17 protein-coding genes and 5 pseudogenes are annotated in these 13791 nt (G+C 33.5%); all 22 read right to left on the reverse strand.

Features of this window, described 5'->3' with window-relative positions; translation table 11 throughout:
- Window positions 1-369: 369 nt before the first annotated feature.
- Window positions 370-696, reverse strand: a complete 327-nt coding sequence (locus tag IPJ53_00315; GenBank protein ID MBK7797537.1) for a hypothetical protein — start codon at window positions 694-696, stop codon at window positions 370-372.
- A pseudogene (locus tag IPJ53_00320) lies at window positions 693-1134 on the reverse strand (hypothetical protein). The gene IPJ53_00315 and the pseudogene IPJ53_00320 overlap by 4 nt, the downstream one beginning before the upstream one ends.
- Window positions 1131-1516: pseudogene (locus tag IPJ53_00325) on the reverse strand (group III truncated hemoglobin). Before IPJ53_00325 ends, IPJ53_00320 begins: the two co-directional pseudogenes overlap by 4 nt.
- An 8-nt stretch (window positions 1517-1524) precedes the next feature.
- A complete protein-coding gene (locus IPJ53_00330) occupies window positions 1525-1767 on the reverse strand; it encodes a hexameric tyrosine-coordinated heme protein (GenBank protein MBK7797538.1) in 243 nt (80 codons plus the stop codon).
- Window positions 1768-1783: 16 nt separating this feature from the next.
- Window positions 1784-2187 (reverse strand): annotated as a pseudogene (locus IPJ53_00335) (cytochrome C).
- A 5-nt stretch (window positions 2188-2192) separates the two neighbouring features.
- A complete protein-coding gene (locus IPJ53_00340) occupies window positions 2193-2453 on the reverse strand; it encodes a hypothetical protein (protein MBK7797539.1) in 261 nt (86 codons plus the stop codon).
- Between the two features lie 4 nt (window positions 2454-2457).
- A pseudogene (locus IPJ53_00345) lies at window positions 2458-3463 on the reverse strand (cytochrome c).
- A 10-nt stretch (window positions 3464-3473) separates the two neighbouring features.
- A pseudogene (locus tag IPJ53_00350) lies at window positions 3474-5222 on the reverse strand (cbb3-type cytochrome c oxidase subunit I).
- A gap of 46 nt (window positions 5223-5268) precedes the next feature.
- Window positions 5269-5703: an Rrf2 family transcriptional regulator gene (locus IPJ53_00355; GenBank protein ID MBK7797540.1), complete on the reverse strand. Its 435-nt coding sequence runs from the start codon at window positions 5701-5703 to the stop codon at window positions 5269-5271.
- Between the two features lie 606 nt (window positions 5704-6309).
- Window positions 6310-6744, reverse strand: coding sequence for a hypothetical protein (locus IPJ53_00360; GenBank protein MBK7797541.1), 435 nt, complete (start codon window positions 6742-6744; stop codon window positions 6310-6312).
- A 12-nt stretch (window positions 6745-6756) separates the two neighbouring features.
- Window positions 6757-6957, reverse strand: coding sequence for a hypothetical protein (locus IPJ53_00365; GenBank protein ID MBK7797542.1), 201 nt, complete (start codon window positions 6955-6957; stop codon window positions 6757-6759).
- Between the two features lie 103 nt (window positions 6958-7060).
- Window positions 7061-7996: a hypothetical protein gene (locus IPJ53_00370; protein ID MBK7797543.1), complete on the reverse strand. Its 936-nt coding sequence runs from the start codon at window positions 7994-7996 to the stop codon at window positions 7061-7063.
- Window positions 7997-8514: 518 nt separating this feature from the next.
- Window positions 8515-8733: a hypothetical protein gene (locus IPJ53_00375; GenBank protein MBK7797544.1), complete on the reverse strand. Its 219-nt coding sequence runs from the start codon at window positions 8731-8733 to the stop codon at window positions 8515-8517.
- The gene (locus IPJ53_00380; protein ID MBK7797545.1) at window positions 8730-10220 is read right to left on the reverse strand and encodes an AAA family ATPase; all 1491 of its coding nucleotides are present in this window, start codon (window positions 10218-10220) and stop codon (window positions 8730-8732) included. The genes IPJ53_00375 and IPJ53_00380 overlap by 4 nt, the downstream gene beginning before the upstream one ends.
- Window positions 10217-11305: a DNA cytosine methyltransferase gene (locus IPJ53_00385; GenBank protein MBK7797546.1), complete on the reverse strand. Its 1089-nt coding sequence runs from the start codon at window positions 11303-11305 to the stop codon at window positions 10217-10219. Before IPJ53_00385 ends, IPJ53_00380 begins: the two co-directional genes overlap by 4 nt.
- Window positions 11302-11502 (reverse strand): helix-turn-helix transcriptional regulator, encoded by a 201-nt coding sequence (locus tag IPJ53_00390; GenBank protein ID MBK7797547.1) that lies wholly within the window; start codon window positions 11500-11502, stop codon window positions 11302-11304. Before IPJ53_00390 ends, IPJ53_00385 begins: the two co-directional genes overlap by 4 nt.
- Before the next feature lie 57 nt (window positions 11503-11559).
- Window positions 11560-11922 (reverse strand): hypothetical protein, encoded by a 363-nt coding sequence (locus tag IPJ53_00395; protein MBK7797548.1) that lies wholly within the window; start codon window positions 11920-11922, stop codon window positions 11560-11562.
- Window positions 11919-12377 (reverse strand): T9SS type A sorting domain-containing protein, encoded by a 459-nt coding sequence (locus IPJ53_00400; GenBank protein ID MBK7797549.1) that lies wholly within the window; start codon window positions 12375-12377, stop codon window positions 11919-11921. The genes IPJ53_00395 and IPJ53_00400 overlap by 4 nt, the downstream gene beginning before the upstream one ends.
- Window positions 12338-12598, reverse strand: coding sequence for a hypothetical protein (locus IPJ53_00405; GenBank protein ID MBK7797550.1), 261 nt, complete (start codon window positions 12596-12598; stop codon window positions 12338-12340). Before IPJ53_00405 ends, IPJ53_00400 begins: the two co-directional genes overlap by 40 nt.
- Window positions 12599-12605: 7 nt before the next feature.
- Window positions 12606-12965, reverse strand: a complete 360-nt coding sequence (locus IPJ53_00410; protein MBK7797551.1) for a hypothetical protein — start codon at window positions 12963-12965, stop codon at window positions 12606-12608.
- The gene (locus IPJ53_00415; GenBank protein ID MBK7797552.1) at window positions 12932-13300 is read right to left on the reverse strand and encodes a hypothetical protein; all 369 of its coding nucleotides are present in this window, start codon (window positions 13298-13300) and stop codon (window positions 12932-12934) included. The genes IPJ53_00410 and IPJ53_00415 overlap by 34 nt, the downstream gene beginning before the upstream one ends.
- Before the next feature lie 11 nt (window positions 13301-13311).
- Window positions 13312-13785 carry a hypothetical protein gene (locus IPJ53_00420; GenBank protein MBK7797553.1) on the reverse strand — a complete coding sequence of 158 codons (474 nt, stop codon included), beginning with the start codon at window positions 13783-13785 and terminating at the stop codon, window positions 13312-13314.
- Between the last annotated feature and the right edge of the window lie 6 nt (window positions 13786-13791).

The following is a 13791-nucleotide window of genomic DNA, read 5'->3' on the forward strand; positions in this document are numbered from 1 at the left end:
TTTCAATGCTTCCGAACAATTTTGCATTTTCAAAACTTTATCTTCCGATATAGAGCCTTTCGTTTTGTTGCCATTGCAACTAATCGGTCAAATACTTTTCTTCAAGCTGCAATAGGGTAGGTGACTTTTGCCGGTTTCTCTATTTTGAATCCAGCATCTTTCAATACTGATATGCTCTAAGTATTCTTCTAACTTCTCTGCTAGTAGGTGTGTCTGAAATTCGTTGCTTGCCTTCTTCATTGATTAGATTTACTAAGCGGGTGCAGTAGATTTCGATTAAGCGAAATGTAACCGACTGAAAACCATCAGCTGGTGTTGCCGCTGCGAAAAGTATTATAGTCATCATAATTCATTCCGTATTTCATTACATCAAACGAACCTATAAGCATATTCGTGTAGCGGTTCAATCTCTAATTTTTTCAACCAAACATCTTCATTAAAAGGTTCATAAACCAATTGCTTTATTTCGTGAACCATCATTTTAAGGAAAAGCTCCGTTACTTGATGATACATAATAAAGATTTCTTCGTCCTTGAAATTGGTTCTTGGTTTTAAAGAAAGTAGCGTGTCTGCTTCTACATAATCCCAATAGTTGATTGGTTTTGCGTGAAGCAATCCTTTTAGATACGTTTCGGGATTTTCACCCAATTGCTGATATTTTGTTTCAATATCATTGATGATTTTTTCGTTGCTCATATTGTTGTGTTTTTAAGAAGTGTTATACCAAAAAATGTTAGACTTGCTACTTTAACGAATTCTAAGTCCTACATAATAAAAATGCAGATTGGAAGGAGGTACAATTTGACCTTGTATATGTAATTCTGCTCTTGCATCTAATGCAGGTATAGCCAAAAAGTTTGAATTAATAAAAAGAATAACAGGAAGGCAAAAAACAGATTTTGCCATTTCCAGAATTTCAGATGTATTATAAAAATGTTGATGATGACAATCAAAGCAAATACCAATTCAACTTTATTGAGGGCATTAAAAACCAATCTTCCATGCCTAATCCCAAAGGCACACTAATTCCTGGAGCACGGAATTTGAGCCAGGCTTCCATAAGCTGATGGCACAAACAAACCCAATCCATAGGAAAGTGCAAATAAGAGCTATGGGCATTTTTACAACTGTCATAGCAATGGAATGGAAGGATTGTTTTTTGTAATACTCAATTTTGAATGAAACATTTCAGCCATTCGTTGTCCTTGCCACTTCATTCGTTCTGCTTTTTCACCTTCAAAATTTTCATCAACAGTTTCGTAAAACAATTTTAACCATTGGTTGAAATGTTCAATGCCAACAGGAAGTTTTGCGTGCGGCAAAAACGGACTGCCGTGATAGGTGTGTTCATCCAACAAAACCGTTTGCCAAAAGCGGTACATTTTTTCCAAATGTGCAGGCCAACGGTCTTGAATTACATTATTGAAAACATCTTTCAATTGTTCGTCATTTCGTACTTTATCGTAGAAACAATCCACCACCTTTTAACATCATCAAGATTTAGTATGTCTTTCATTATTAAATTTATTTTTCAGTTTTCCAATAATTATTCGCTGCAGCAATAGTCTGAAACTCGATAGCAATGACATTGGCAGAAGCAATAAGTTGTGCGGTATCATTGGCATAATCGCTTCTTAATTTTTCTCTTGTTTCGGCATCTGTTTGTATGGCTGCGATAGACTTTCTTGCCATTTTTATAGCTAATTCTCTACCTTCTTGAGGGGTGTCGGTGATTAATGTCTCTAACCAAATTTCCTTGTTAGCCATTTCTATTTTTATTGAATTACAGACTAAAATTTGTGATGATATAAAATGCTGCCCAACCCAAAAAGCAATGAGCAAAATCCAAAGCCAACTCAGGATACTTTGCGGAGTTTCACTACCTTCAATAAGGAATTTTTTTTGATTGCCCTTGTCATAAGCATTTATCATCAACGGAATAACTCCGTCAACTACGCCATTATCACTCAATCCTTCTACGGAGATAGCAGGACCATTTTTGACAATAAATTTTATTTTCCTTATACCTTCTCTGCCTGTGGGTGATTTGCTAATGAGTTTTAAGGTGTGCTCGCCATCTGTTAATTTGCTGGTGTCAAAATCAAATTGCACCGGTGGAACCAACTCAGCTATGGGTTGTTGTTCATCATCCACAAAAAGTTTAATCTTGCTTTTATATTCTTCCATCTTATTTAATTGCTTAAGATTGATTGTTTGATATGGTCTTCATTTTTTTCACCGGGTTTTACTAGATATTTTATGGAGTAAATCAGCGTTAAAATGGTGATGACGGAGATAATGGCGATAATTACCCAATCCCAATTACTTTGAGGCCCGGCACCGTGAGTTAATCCTTGCGTTATTTTAGGTTGTTGCTTTTCGCAAACAGGACAAGCGATAGCTATTTGAGCTATAAAAATGATAAGTACGGATAGGAGATATTTTACTTTCATCTTGTTATTTGTTAGATGTTAATTTTATAAAATCCATAAGCTTTTTTACTTCTTCGGGAGTTACTGTTTTGGCATTATTACCCCAACTTGTTTTTTCGTGATTAATAATGGCGGTAACTTCTTCGGGAGTGAGGTTATTATCCAAGCCTACTGCATTCATCACTGCATATTCTGGTCTTGCATCATAACCAAGCATTATAATGTTGACTAATAATTCGAGATCATCACCCAGAACTATCGGGCTACCCTTTAATGATGGGAAAGCACCTTTAAGTCCTTCGCCATTGGCTTGGTGGCAACTCATACAATTATTAGTGTACAATAATTTGCCATCAGGTAGGTTAGCATTATTTCCATTTACTACCACAGGAATTTCTTTTTCTTGTACAAAAATTCCATAGGTAATTTACCATCAGGTAGTGGCGTTTGTTTTAGGCTTTGGAGATACGCTACTAATTGGAGTGCTTCTTGCGTGGCAACAATTCTTCCGCTAATTCCTTTTCTGTACGCATCAGGCACTACTACTTCAACATCTTTTCGCCTAACTCATTTTTCAATTCAAATAGCCAAGGGTAAGCTGGCATTATTGATTTTTCTACTACGGCTCTGGGTTGGTAGAGGTGCAATAAATTCCAAGTTAAGCTCGGCTGTCTTAAACCTATATTGGTTAAATCGGGGCCTGTTCTTTCCGTACCCATTAATGTAGCAGTGTTTGTCCAAAAATCTATTCTCGAAATACCCGCATAATCGGCTGGTATACCGGGTCTGCTGCCCCAAACATTGTCCATATCTACATTTCTAACTTGTTGGGTATGACAAGCCACACAGCCGTTGGCAATAAAACTTTTTTTACCAAGATATGCTTCTTGACTCAATGGCTCATATCCGGGCAAAGGAGCATTGTTTTCCTGATTATTGATAGCAGGCATTATGGCAACAATTATTGTTAGCCCAACAAATAGTCCTAGTGCCGTTCTGAATAGCTTTTTATGATTGTCGAAAAATTCCATTTCGTATATATTAATTTGTTACTTCTTGATTGTCCAGTTCAACCTTTGCATTTAGAATGTCTTTCGGAGAGCTCGGTATTTCTATTTCTACTTTCTTTTACCATTACATAAAAATTATAGGCAAACAAAATATGAGATAGCCACATCAATGAACCACCAATAGCTCGCCATAACCAATAGGGAGCCATCAATTCTACACTTTCAATAAATGATTTGGCACCTTCCATCCACATTAAACCCCTGAGTGTTGAACCGTACATTAATGGGAATGTGTAGAACAACAATCCAATTAATGCTAACCAAAAATGAGCACCAACTGTAATTTGAGGAGGTTCTTTTCCTGTCAATCGTGGTACAACGGTATAAATAAAGCCCCAAAGCATAAAGCAGATAATGCCATACATTGTGAGATGTGAATGAGCTACAGTAAAATCGGTAAAGTGCCATATTAAATTGGTAAACTTGAAAGCTTCAGCAGTTCCTTGTAAAGAACCCGTGAAGTAGAAAATAATACCAATCAAATAAAATGGTAAAGTATAGCTGCCTGAAAGTTTGTGCCACGAGCCTTTAAAAGTCATTAAAAAAGTTTGTAGTACCTGCAACAACTGGTATTATCATTCCTGCACTACCAACAATGGCAACAGTCTGTAACCACCAAGGAATAGCACTAAAAATAAAATGATGCGTTCCTATTAAAGTATAAAATAGGATTTGAACCCAAAACGCCAAGATTCCCAAACTGTATGAGTAGATGGGCTTGTTTAATTGTTGGGGAAGGAAATAATACATTAGTCCAAGATTGAAAAGCATAAACCACATACCCACACCTTGGTGCATATAGTAACCTTGTATAATTGTTTCACCTAAGCCATTTTGCCAACTTGGCCAATACGCAATTACGGCAATCACCAATAGAAACATCATAGCAGAAATGATGTACCAATTAGAAACATAAATTTCTTTGGTTGTTCTTTTGGCTATGGTTTTGTAAAAATTTCTTAGCGAAATGATAACACCAATACCAAAGAAAGCCATCACTGGCCAAATGTATTCTCGGTATTCGCCACCGCCATTGTTGATGCCAGCCATTAGGAACAAACTACCAAGTACAACTGAAGTGTTTATGAGAATGAGAGTTCGATAACCCGTTTTTATACTTGCAATTGGTACATTGCTCACTCTTGGAATGACATAATATGCCAAGCCCAACATTGCCAAAGATGCCCAGCCCCAAAATACAGCGTTAGTGTGTACAGGTCGTAATCTTCCAAAACTCAACCAACTGTATTGGTCAACATCTGGAGCAACAAATTTAATCCCTACATATTCACCAACAGTAGTTCCAAACAACAACCAAAAAGTGGCACAACCTAAATACCATAGAATGAGTTTGGTTAAGTCTGGTTCAATATAAGGTCTTGCTTGACTTTTCTTCTTTTGTTCAATAAATCGCAATGAACTTGCTTCGCTTACATTGTCAATTAATCCTTTTTCGTCTATAGGTGTCGTATCGCCAGCTAATTCAATATTAGAAAGCGAAAATTCAAGTTCTTTTTTCGTTGCTCTAATTTTTGAACTTCTTCGGGGCTTAAACTTTTCAAATACTCATTAAACTTTTCGAGTTCTTTTTCTTCAAGAATTTCTTTAGAATATTCTTGGCTTTAATGATTACCAATATCGAAGCAACAATTACTGGTATTGCTATCAGCAATAGTGTGAGGATAATGCCTGATTCGCTGAATATATTTTTTGTTTCCATTTCTTATTTATATTGGATATTATTGTCCACTATTTATTCAAATTTTTTATCGTTTTAAAAATGTTAAGCCCTTCTCAAAATCCATTGCCAAAGTTTTTACAGTAGTAGTTTCAAGCATTTTTTTAAGTTCATCTCTTATGACTTTAAATTGATTGTGCACAGGACAAGGTTTATCCGCATTGCATTGTTTTAAACCCAAACCACAGCCATTGTAAACAGAATCTCCATCAATTGCATAAACAATCGAACTTAATTTCACTTTTTCCAATTCACTTTTGGCCATTGAAAAACCACCTGTTGGTCCTTTGTCAGAATTAATAATGTTGCTTTTGGATAATCGCTGCAAAATTTTGGAGGTGTATGCTGAGGGCGATTCAATAGCTTCTGCCACTTCCTTCAAGCTCACTTTTCTGTCAAGCAAAGATTGCTCTGCAATGAAAATTGAAGCTCTAATACCATATTCACAAGCCTTTGAAAACATAATTTACTTTTTATCGGTGCAAAGATAAGTGCTTTTTTTAATAGTGGATATTATTGTCCAATATATTTTTAAAAGCGCTGGGAAATTTGGCTCTTTTGGTTTTGCGAAGGGTCGGCTTTGTGTGTTGGGGCAAAACCAAATGTGCCAAATGTGGGAGGGAAAACTATTTTAAATGTGCGGTGGGAAAATTTTTTAAACCCATTTGGGTCGGCTTGAGTGTCGGTAAAGTCAGGTCGGTTTGTGTCAAGTTACAGCGAAATTGCCTGCCGTTTTTTGGTCGTCTGTTGGTGGTCGGGTCGGTCGTCCTACGCTTGCTGGTAACGTCGAAGTATTCACGCCGTAGCTGCTACGAAAGTAGTAAAAAAAAGATGAATACATAAATAAAGTTGAATTTTTCACCAAAGTTGAAAGCAGCTATGGTCGGGAATACAATGTTATAAGAATTTAATTTTTTATGTATATAGAGTTGTTTAATGACGAAAATAGTAGTTTATCTTCAATAGAAGTTATAAAAGGGTTTAATATTCCTATTGATGGAAATATTGTAGCCGAATTTAGTTAATTTAATTTTACTTAATATGGTAGATTTTTATATAAAAGGTAATGTTAGTTCAATTTTGCCTCCGAAAGTTTTTCCTCTACAAATTCAAGGCAAGTGTGCATGTTCTTTGTTTCGAGTACAAATGGGAAACGGGCAGGATCTTGCATGTAGCTGCTATAAACAAAATTACATAAGTTTGAATAGTGTAAAAACATGAGTTCTACAAATAGGGTTTTAAGTTCATCTGATGTTTCATTTACGTTACTTGGTAATTTTAATTCGTTAAATTCTGATGTCCACTCTAGGGTTAAAGTTTTGTTTTCCAGTAAATATTTAACATCTGTTTTGAAAATAATTATGTTGTTTTTAATTCCAAAAGAATTAAGTTCAGTACCATTACCTTCAAGATTAAAATAGTTTTCGTCATAGACTTTTACTTCTTTAGTTGGAAAAGACCTTAAAATAGAGTAAGAATGATTGTAAATGTTCATGTTTTTCATTATATTATGGTTTTAATTTGTTACTATTTGGTTTATTAATTTCTTATAACGGTTTGCAGCTACAAGAAGTTGGCGATTTCGAAGCACAAAACTGTCTGCCAGCACTGAACTTGATACGAAGCACAAAGCTTGATTTAACCACTGAACCGCCAATTTCTTGTAGGTGCTGTTAGCACTTCGCCCTTCTTTTCTGTCGTGGTTGTTCGCTGTCATTTCGTGTCTGTCTTGGTGCGGTTGCTTGGTGGCTCTTTTGCTGTTTTTTGCTTGGCTTTGTGCGGTTGGAAAAACTGCAAATGTGCCACCAAATGCGTTGGCTTTATGTTAGTTTCAAAGGTCTAAAGTCGTGTAATAATTTATCTACAATTGTGTCGCTGTCATATTTTGCTAAAATTAATTTGTTGTCAATTGTTTTAAAACACTTTCCATTTAGCAATCTAAAGTTTGTCTCTATAAAGTCTGCAATATTTTCTTGTTGATATTCGTAAAGTTCAAATTTAGATTTGTCTTTGTTTGAAAAAAAATCAACAAAATTATTCCTAAACATTGTTTTGGTTTCAGTTCTAAATTTTTCTATAGTCTGCTTACCAAATTGAGTGTATGATTTTAACACGTACAGAAAATTAATTTTATATTGATGCACAAACAATGTATCTCTATCAAATAGTCTGTTTTCAAAATGGAACGATTTAACAATGTCGCCTTTTGCGTTTAATTCTGTTTTATCAAAGTTCTTGTAGTCGCTTATATAACCGTAAATGAAAAAATTAGGGGTTATGTTATAACCTTCGGTTAAATCATCTCTATATCTTAAATTTTCAGTGTAATATTTTCCAGTTTCGTTCAATAGGTCAATGTTATACTGAATAACATTTTTAGCATAATTAAACTGTTTGTATTTTGAAACTTTACCAGCAATGTTGTCCGATTTGTAATACTTAGAGTCGCCAATATAAAAAATATCACTTGTGTCTAAAATTGATTGGTAGTCAAAAACGTGGTCAATTATTTTACCATCATCATTGTATTTCAAATTTTTCAAAGTGGTGCCGTCTGCTGTTTTCTTTTCAATTATTGGGTCTGTGAATAGCTTGTCAATCATATCTTCAAAGACGAGATTGTAATTATTGACTGAAATAAATTCTTCATTTTTTCGGCTGATACTACTTATGTCTGTCTGTGAAAAGTAAATTTCGCATAAGTGATACATTTTTTTAAGTGTATCGTTAAAATAACGATATTTTATTTTTCTCAATTTTGACAAACCATTCTTTTGCAATAATTTGAATTGAGAACCTTTTATTATTTCGTATGACTTGTCTATTTGGAGATGTAAATGATGTTCAATATTGAAATGGTTCAAAATCGAAAAGAAATAAATCATTAGTTCCTCCTCAGTATTTATTACTTTCTTCTTATTTCTATAAATATTATAAATAGGTTGTTTGTCTTGTGTTATTAAAGGTAACGATTTACTTATAGTTCTTCCCCAATTAGGATTTCTAACTTGTTGTGACTTAAATTCAATGTGTTTAAATAGAATATTGCTCTTGTTTTTCTTGTAAAAATTAACAAAACTTAAAAGTAAATCTAAATACGAATATTCTTGTTTTCCTAGATTTGTATTAAGGTTTGAGGAAAGAGAGCTTTGTATAATTGCAGTTAATCTATTTCTTCGTCTGAACTCCAATAAACTGTTATAAAAGTAAACTGAAACTTGTCTTATCCAGTTATATTCGTCTTTATGCTTAAAGGTTTCTAAATTTTCTAATTCTAAAAGGTCTTTTTTAGTAATGCCAAAACTGTTTCTTGGCTGTCAGCCATAAAAACTTTGGGTAACATATATACCAATTCGCCCTTTTCATAAGAATGATAATATCCAACAGATAATATTGTTGCTTCTCGATTTTCCTGATGATAAAATTTTGGGTCATCAAAAATATCTTGAAGTAACTCTAATGCATATTTTTCTCCTTCAATCAGAATTTTCATAACTCCGCTGTTATATCAATTTTAAGGATTTCAAGTATCTCCCTTAATTTTACAATTCCGTTTGGCTCAATAGGGAAAAAGTCTTCATATGTAGTTTTGTTTAAGAATATATTATTTTCTTCCATTTCATCTTTAAAAACATCATTCCACAAATAGAAAATTGCTTTATTGACAAAGGTTTCAATATCAATTTCCTCTGTTTCTGGTTTTATAAAATAATTTCCTAAACATTTATCCATTCCCAAATTATCATTCTGTTTAATAACTGAATTCACAGATTTAATAAACGAAAGCCAAGAAAATGATTCTGTTTCCGAAAGTTGCACTTTGAATTTTGAAGATTTGTTGTTTTCAGAGTCTTCATAATTTATTGGAATATACTCCCAGTCCCATCTTCTTTTAAAAGCACTATCCATTGGAAACAAAGATTGGTCAGAAGTATTCATCGTAGCCAAAATATTAAGGTTTGGTGGTAGAATAAGTTTGTTACCATCAGTTTTATTATTACCAATGAATTTTGTATTTAAATACTCTTTTAATTCTTTAGATGGAGTTATATGATAATCATTGTTTCTGTCCAATAATTGAAAAATATCACCAAATATTTCGGCACAATTTCCTCGGTTTATTTCCTCAATAACTAAATAGTAATCATTGTCTAAATCATTCCAAGCCTTCACATATATGTTTGAAAATGCTTGAGGAACGAATTCATATCGAATATCTTTTCCGTCCATAGTCGGCTTATAGCCACCTACAAAAGCAGAATAATCATATTCAGGATGAAATGTAACTCTTTCTGTTCTTTCTTCTTTACCTGTAACTAGTTCTTTAACCTTATGCGACTTGCCTGTACCAGGTGCACCATAGAATATTTTTTGGATTAACTTTTCATTACTTAAATCCAATTTAGATTCCGTATTTTGAGCTAAATAGTGTTGATTGAACTCAAAATAAGAACAGATATCATTATCCTTTTTAAAAAGATAAACTTTTGTTTTCGTTGTATGAAGTAATAAATGTTTTATAGTGTTACTGTAAGAGTTGTCCCAATTTTTAAACCCGATACCATTACCAGCAGAACCTAAATCAGATTCTATATAAAAATTTGTTTTTAGATTTTGTTCTTCTGCAATTGAGAAAATAGTCTCAGAAAAATCTTTTGTATCTATTGAAGTTTCATCTTTATAATTTCTTTCGATTTCATTGTTTATAAAATCTAAGTCATTTAAAATGTTTGAAATAGAGAAATAATTTTTAATTCTTACATTATTTCTGTTTGATTTATTTTCTTTTTTGTCTTTTAAGATTTTTGGAAAGAATTTTTCAAAATCTGAATAAAGAGAAGTCGCAACAAAAAAATGATTTTTATCTCCACCGACACCTGTTTTTCTATTAATAGGAACGAACTCGTCATTTGTTTTTTCTGTTGATAATATCAATGTTGCCTCATAAATATTATTTTCAAGTGTTATGTATTTTTTCATTTTTGAAGATTATTTAAAAAGTTAAAAATTGATTTAGCAACTGCTTTGCCAAGACCTACCGGAACACTATTTCCTACTTGTCTTGATTGTTCTGATTTGCTTCCTAAAAATATATAATCGTCAGGATATCCCTGTAGCCTCGCCATTTCTCTAATAGTTATTCTTCTGTTTTCCGTTGGGTGATAATAATGGTCACAATTATTATGCACAATAGTATAGCTTTCTTTATTACTATGTAATCTTCTCATTGCTCTATTTAAATCGCTATTATTTTGAAGATTTTCTGGACAATCTTTCATTGACCCACCTTCAGGTATGTGTTTTACACGTTTTAGGTTAAGGTCAGTAATATTACTTACTTTGTGATTAGGATTGGTTTTTGGTATTGGTTTATCAATTATTGTTGCACCAACAGTGACATAATTTTCTTCGTTATGAGTTGGTTTTGGAAATTCAAATTTTGCATTTATGTCATCTCTGACACCAATTATTATCATTCTTCGTCTGCTTTGTGGCACTCCGTAATCTTTAGCGTTTAAAAGGCTATCATATAAAGTATAGCCACAACTACTTAACTCTTTTTTTATTAATTTAAAGACATTACCTTTTTCCATCGTTACCATTCCTGATACATTTTCCATTAAGAAAAGTTTAGGTTTGACATCTTTAATAATTCTTGAATATTCTTTAAATAGTTGGTTTCTTGGGTCGTCAAACGAACGTGAAGGATTCGCTGTAGAAAAACCTTGACAAGGCGGACCACCAATAATTATATCTGCATTTGGTATTTTCTTTAATTTTGAAATGTCTTCACACATAATGTGATTCCCAATATTATGTGCATATGTTTCACAAGCAGAATAATTGAAGTCATTTGCAAAAATGATTTCAAATTTACCAGTAGCTAAAAAACCTAAATCCAAACCACCGCTTCCAGAAAACAGCGAAATTACTTTAAGTTTATTTACAATCTCTTTTTCGCCTTGATGAACCCAACTTTTCCTTTTTTCAAATTCAAGCATTAGTGGTTCTTCAACAGTCTGTTGAATGGCTTTTGGTTCAATGTATGTTAATGCTCCTTTCATTTTAATTCAACTTTGTTTCTTAGCAATTCTTTTGCTTCCACACCTAATATTTCAGCAATTTCAAATAAAACTTCCAGTCTCGGTTGTTGTCTGTTCTGAATATAAGAATTAACCATATTATAGCTTTTACCTAACTGCTCTGCAAGCCATTTCTGTTTAATTCCTTTTTCCTCCAAGACTTCTTTAATTCTGTTCATAAAACTTATGACTTATTTATTTTATAGGGCAAATTTAAAATAATGTCATTTAATATCTCACATTTCAAGATAAAAAGTTATCAATATTTTGTCAGTTGTCAGGGTGGTGTGTGGGCTTGGGTGCGGTTGGGTAAAATTAAATGTGCTGCAAAAGCGTTGGCTTGTGTATCGGCTTGCAGCTCTTTTAATTTTACGAAGCGTTGGCATTTTGTCTTTTATTTTCTGCTCATTTGTTGTCGGTCGTGTCGGTTTTTTAGGGTGAGTGCTAACGGTTTCGGGCTTGGCGAAGGTGGCGATTTTCACCACAAATGTTGATGCGTAGAACCAAACTTTGATTAACCACAAATGTGTCTGCGGAGCATAAAACCGCCACTTTTGCCAAACCCGTGTTAGCGGTTCGTGCAATATTATATTTTTCATTTATTAATTATAAACTTAGAGTATCTTACACCGTTTTCAGTTTCAATTCCAAGAAAATAAATACCATTATTTAGGTTCGAGTCTATTTTTATATTCCCAGATACACTTATGTCTATTTTTTCATATACTATTTGACCTATTGAATTATAGATGTTGATTTTATTAGTCTTTGCAGAATTTGAAGAAAAATTAATTTCAAAAGATCCAGTATTCGGATTTGGGAACAATGTAAAATCATTTTGACGAGAAGTAAAATTCTCTAGTGACGACAATGGATTGGAAGATAATTCCCAAACAATTAATCGTCCACTATTACCTATAGAAGAGTAAACGACTGTATCTGTAAAAACGCTTCCAGCAGAAATGGATGATTCCGTTTGGTTAAAAATTGTTCCGCTTAAATAAGATGATTCAGTTAGCTCATAGCGTTTTGCATAACAATTTCCGCTCCCCATGGCAAGTTACTCACAGTTAAGTTTACTGAATTGCTTCCAGATGCAGGGTTTTCGGCAGGCAAGATAATTACTACTTTATCATTTGTGTTGCTTTTTCCAGCTAGGGCATACATTCCGGGATTTATTGTTAATGGTAATCTATTTAGCGCATCATTCATTTTATTTAAATTATAGAAAACATATGCCGATGGTTTTGGAAAAATTGGTCCAACGCGATACATTCCTAAACTAAGAAATTGTTAGTTGATGAATCTGCATCAAAAGACATACTTCATGTGACATCGAAATATTTCTATCCAGCATATCAATGATATGTTCGGTTTTATTCAATCCATAATCCAAATCTCCATAGGTTGTCGTTGTTGGGTCAATTCGCCCCCATTCAGCATTGATCAGCTCTGCGCTTGGCACATAGGTGTTTCTCCAACTCGTGGCTAAAGCAACTTTCGCACTATCGTATCCTCCTTTATATTGTGTATCAGAATATGGGTGGAAGGAAAGAAAATCAAACTTTTTATTATTTGCTTGCACTTCTTGTAAAAAACGAATCGGTATTAAGTTAAAAAAGAGTAAAAAGCAAAACTGCAACCTCCTAATTTTATATTACTTGCCAAGGATACATCTGCAGACACTTCATCTGCAATGGCAGCATAGGAGTCATAGAGGTCATATTCGTCACCAGTCCAGAAAAACTTTACCATAATAGGATTTGCCCATTGTTGATCAGGCTCATTCCAATGTTCGAAATAGGTGACACCAAAATTGGTATAACAATGTTTTATCAACTGGTACATGACTCTTCCATAAATTGCATTCGTAGAAGGAGGTGAATTTCTAATTTTGTTATCGTAGGCTAAGTTGTAAATGATGGATAATGCTGCTTGGTAATTAGGGACAGTATCTGAACTTAAAGTGAAAGGCATGTAGTCCATTGTTATAAATGGTTCAGCCCCATGGATTGAACTGCGGTAATCATCGAATCAATATAAGTGAAATCATAGTTAGATAAATTGTTAGCATCCACCATGTTGTTTCCGCCTTTATAAAATTCATAAGGTAAGTTGCGAAGCACATTGGTATTGGTAGAGGAGTAATTGGTATCAGGAGGATTATCAATTCTTCCTATTGAAATTCTGATATATCGAGGTTGTAGTTCTGCCATTTCAGTTGCAAAAGAAGGGTCGTTTAGAAATGAAATGTGCGGACCTGTAATGTTTGGATTGCCTCCATAACCAGCCATCAGATGATTTTCATAATGGTCTCGCCAAATAGGCTTCATTACAGATATGCTAGAACTAGCATTTACATTTACATTAATTGTCGTTTGAGCAAATAAATTTCCTGATAGAATTATCAAGAAAAATATTATGGGGGAAATTTTCTTAATCATTTTTTTATTTCGTTTCATTTCAAT

The organism is Candidatus Vicinibacter affinis (assembly GCA_016714365.1).
In the GTDB taxonomy this organism is placed as follows: Bacteria; Bacteroidota; Bacteroidia; order Chitinophagales; family Saprospiraceae; genus Vicinibacter; species Vicinibacter affinis.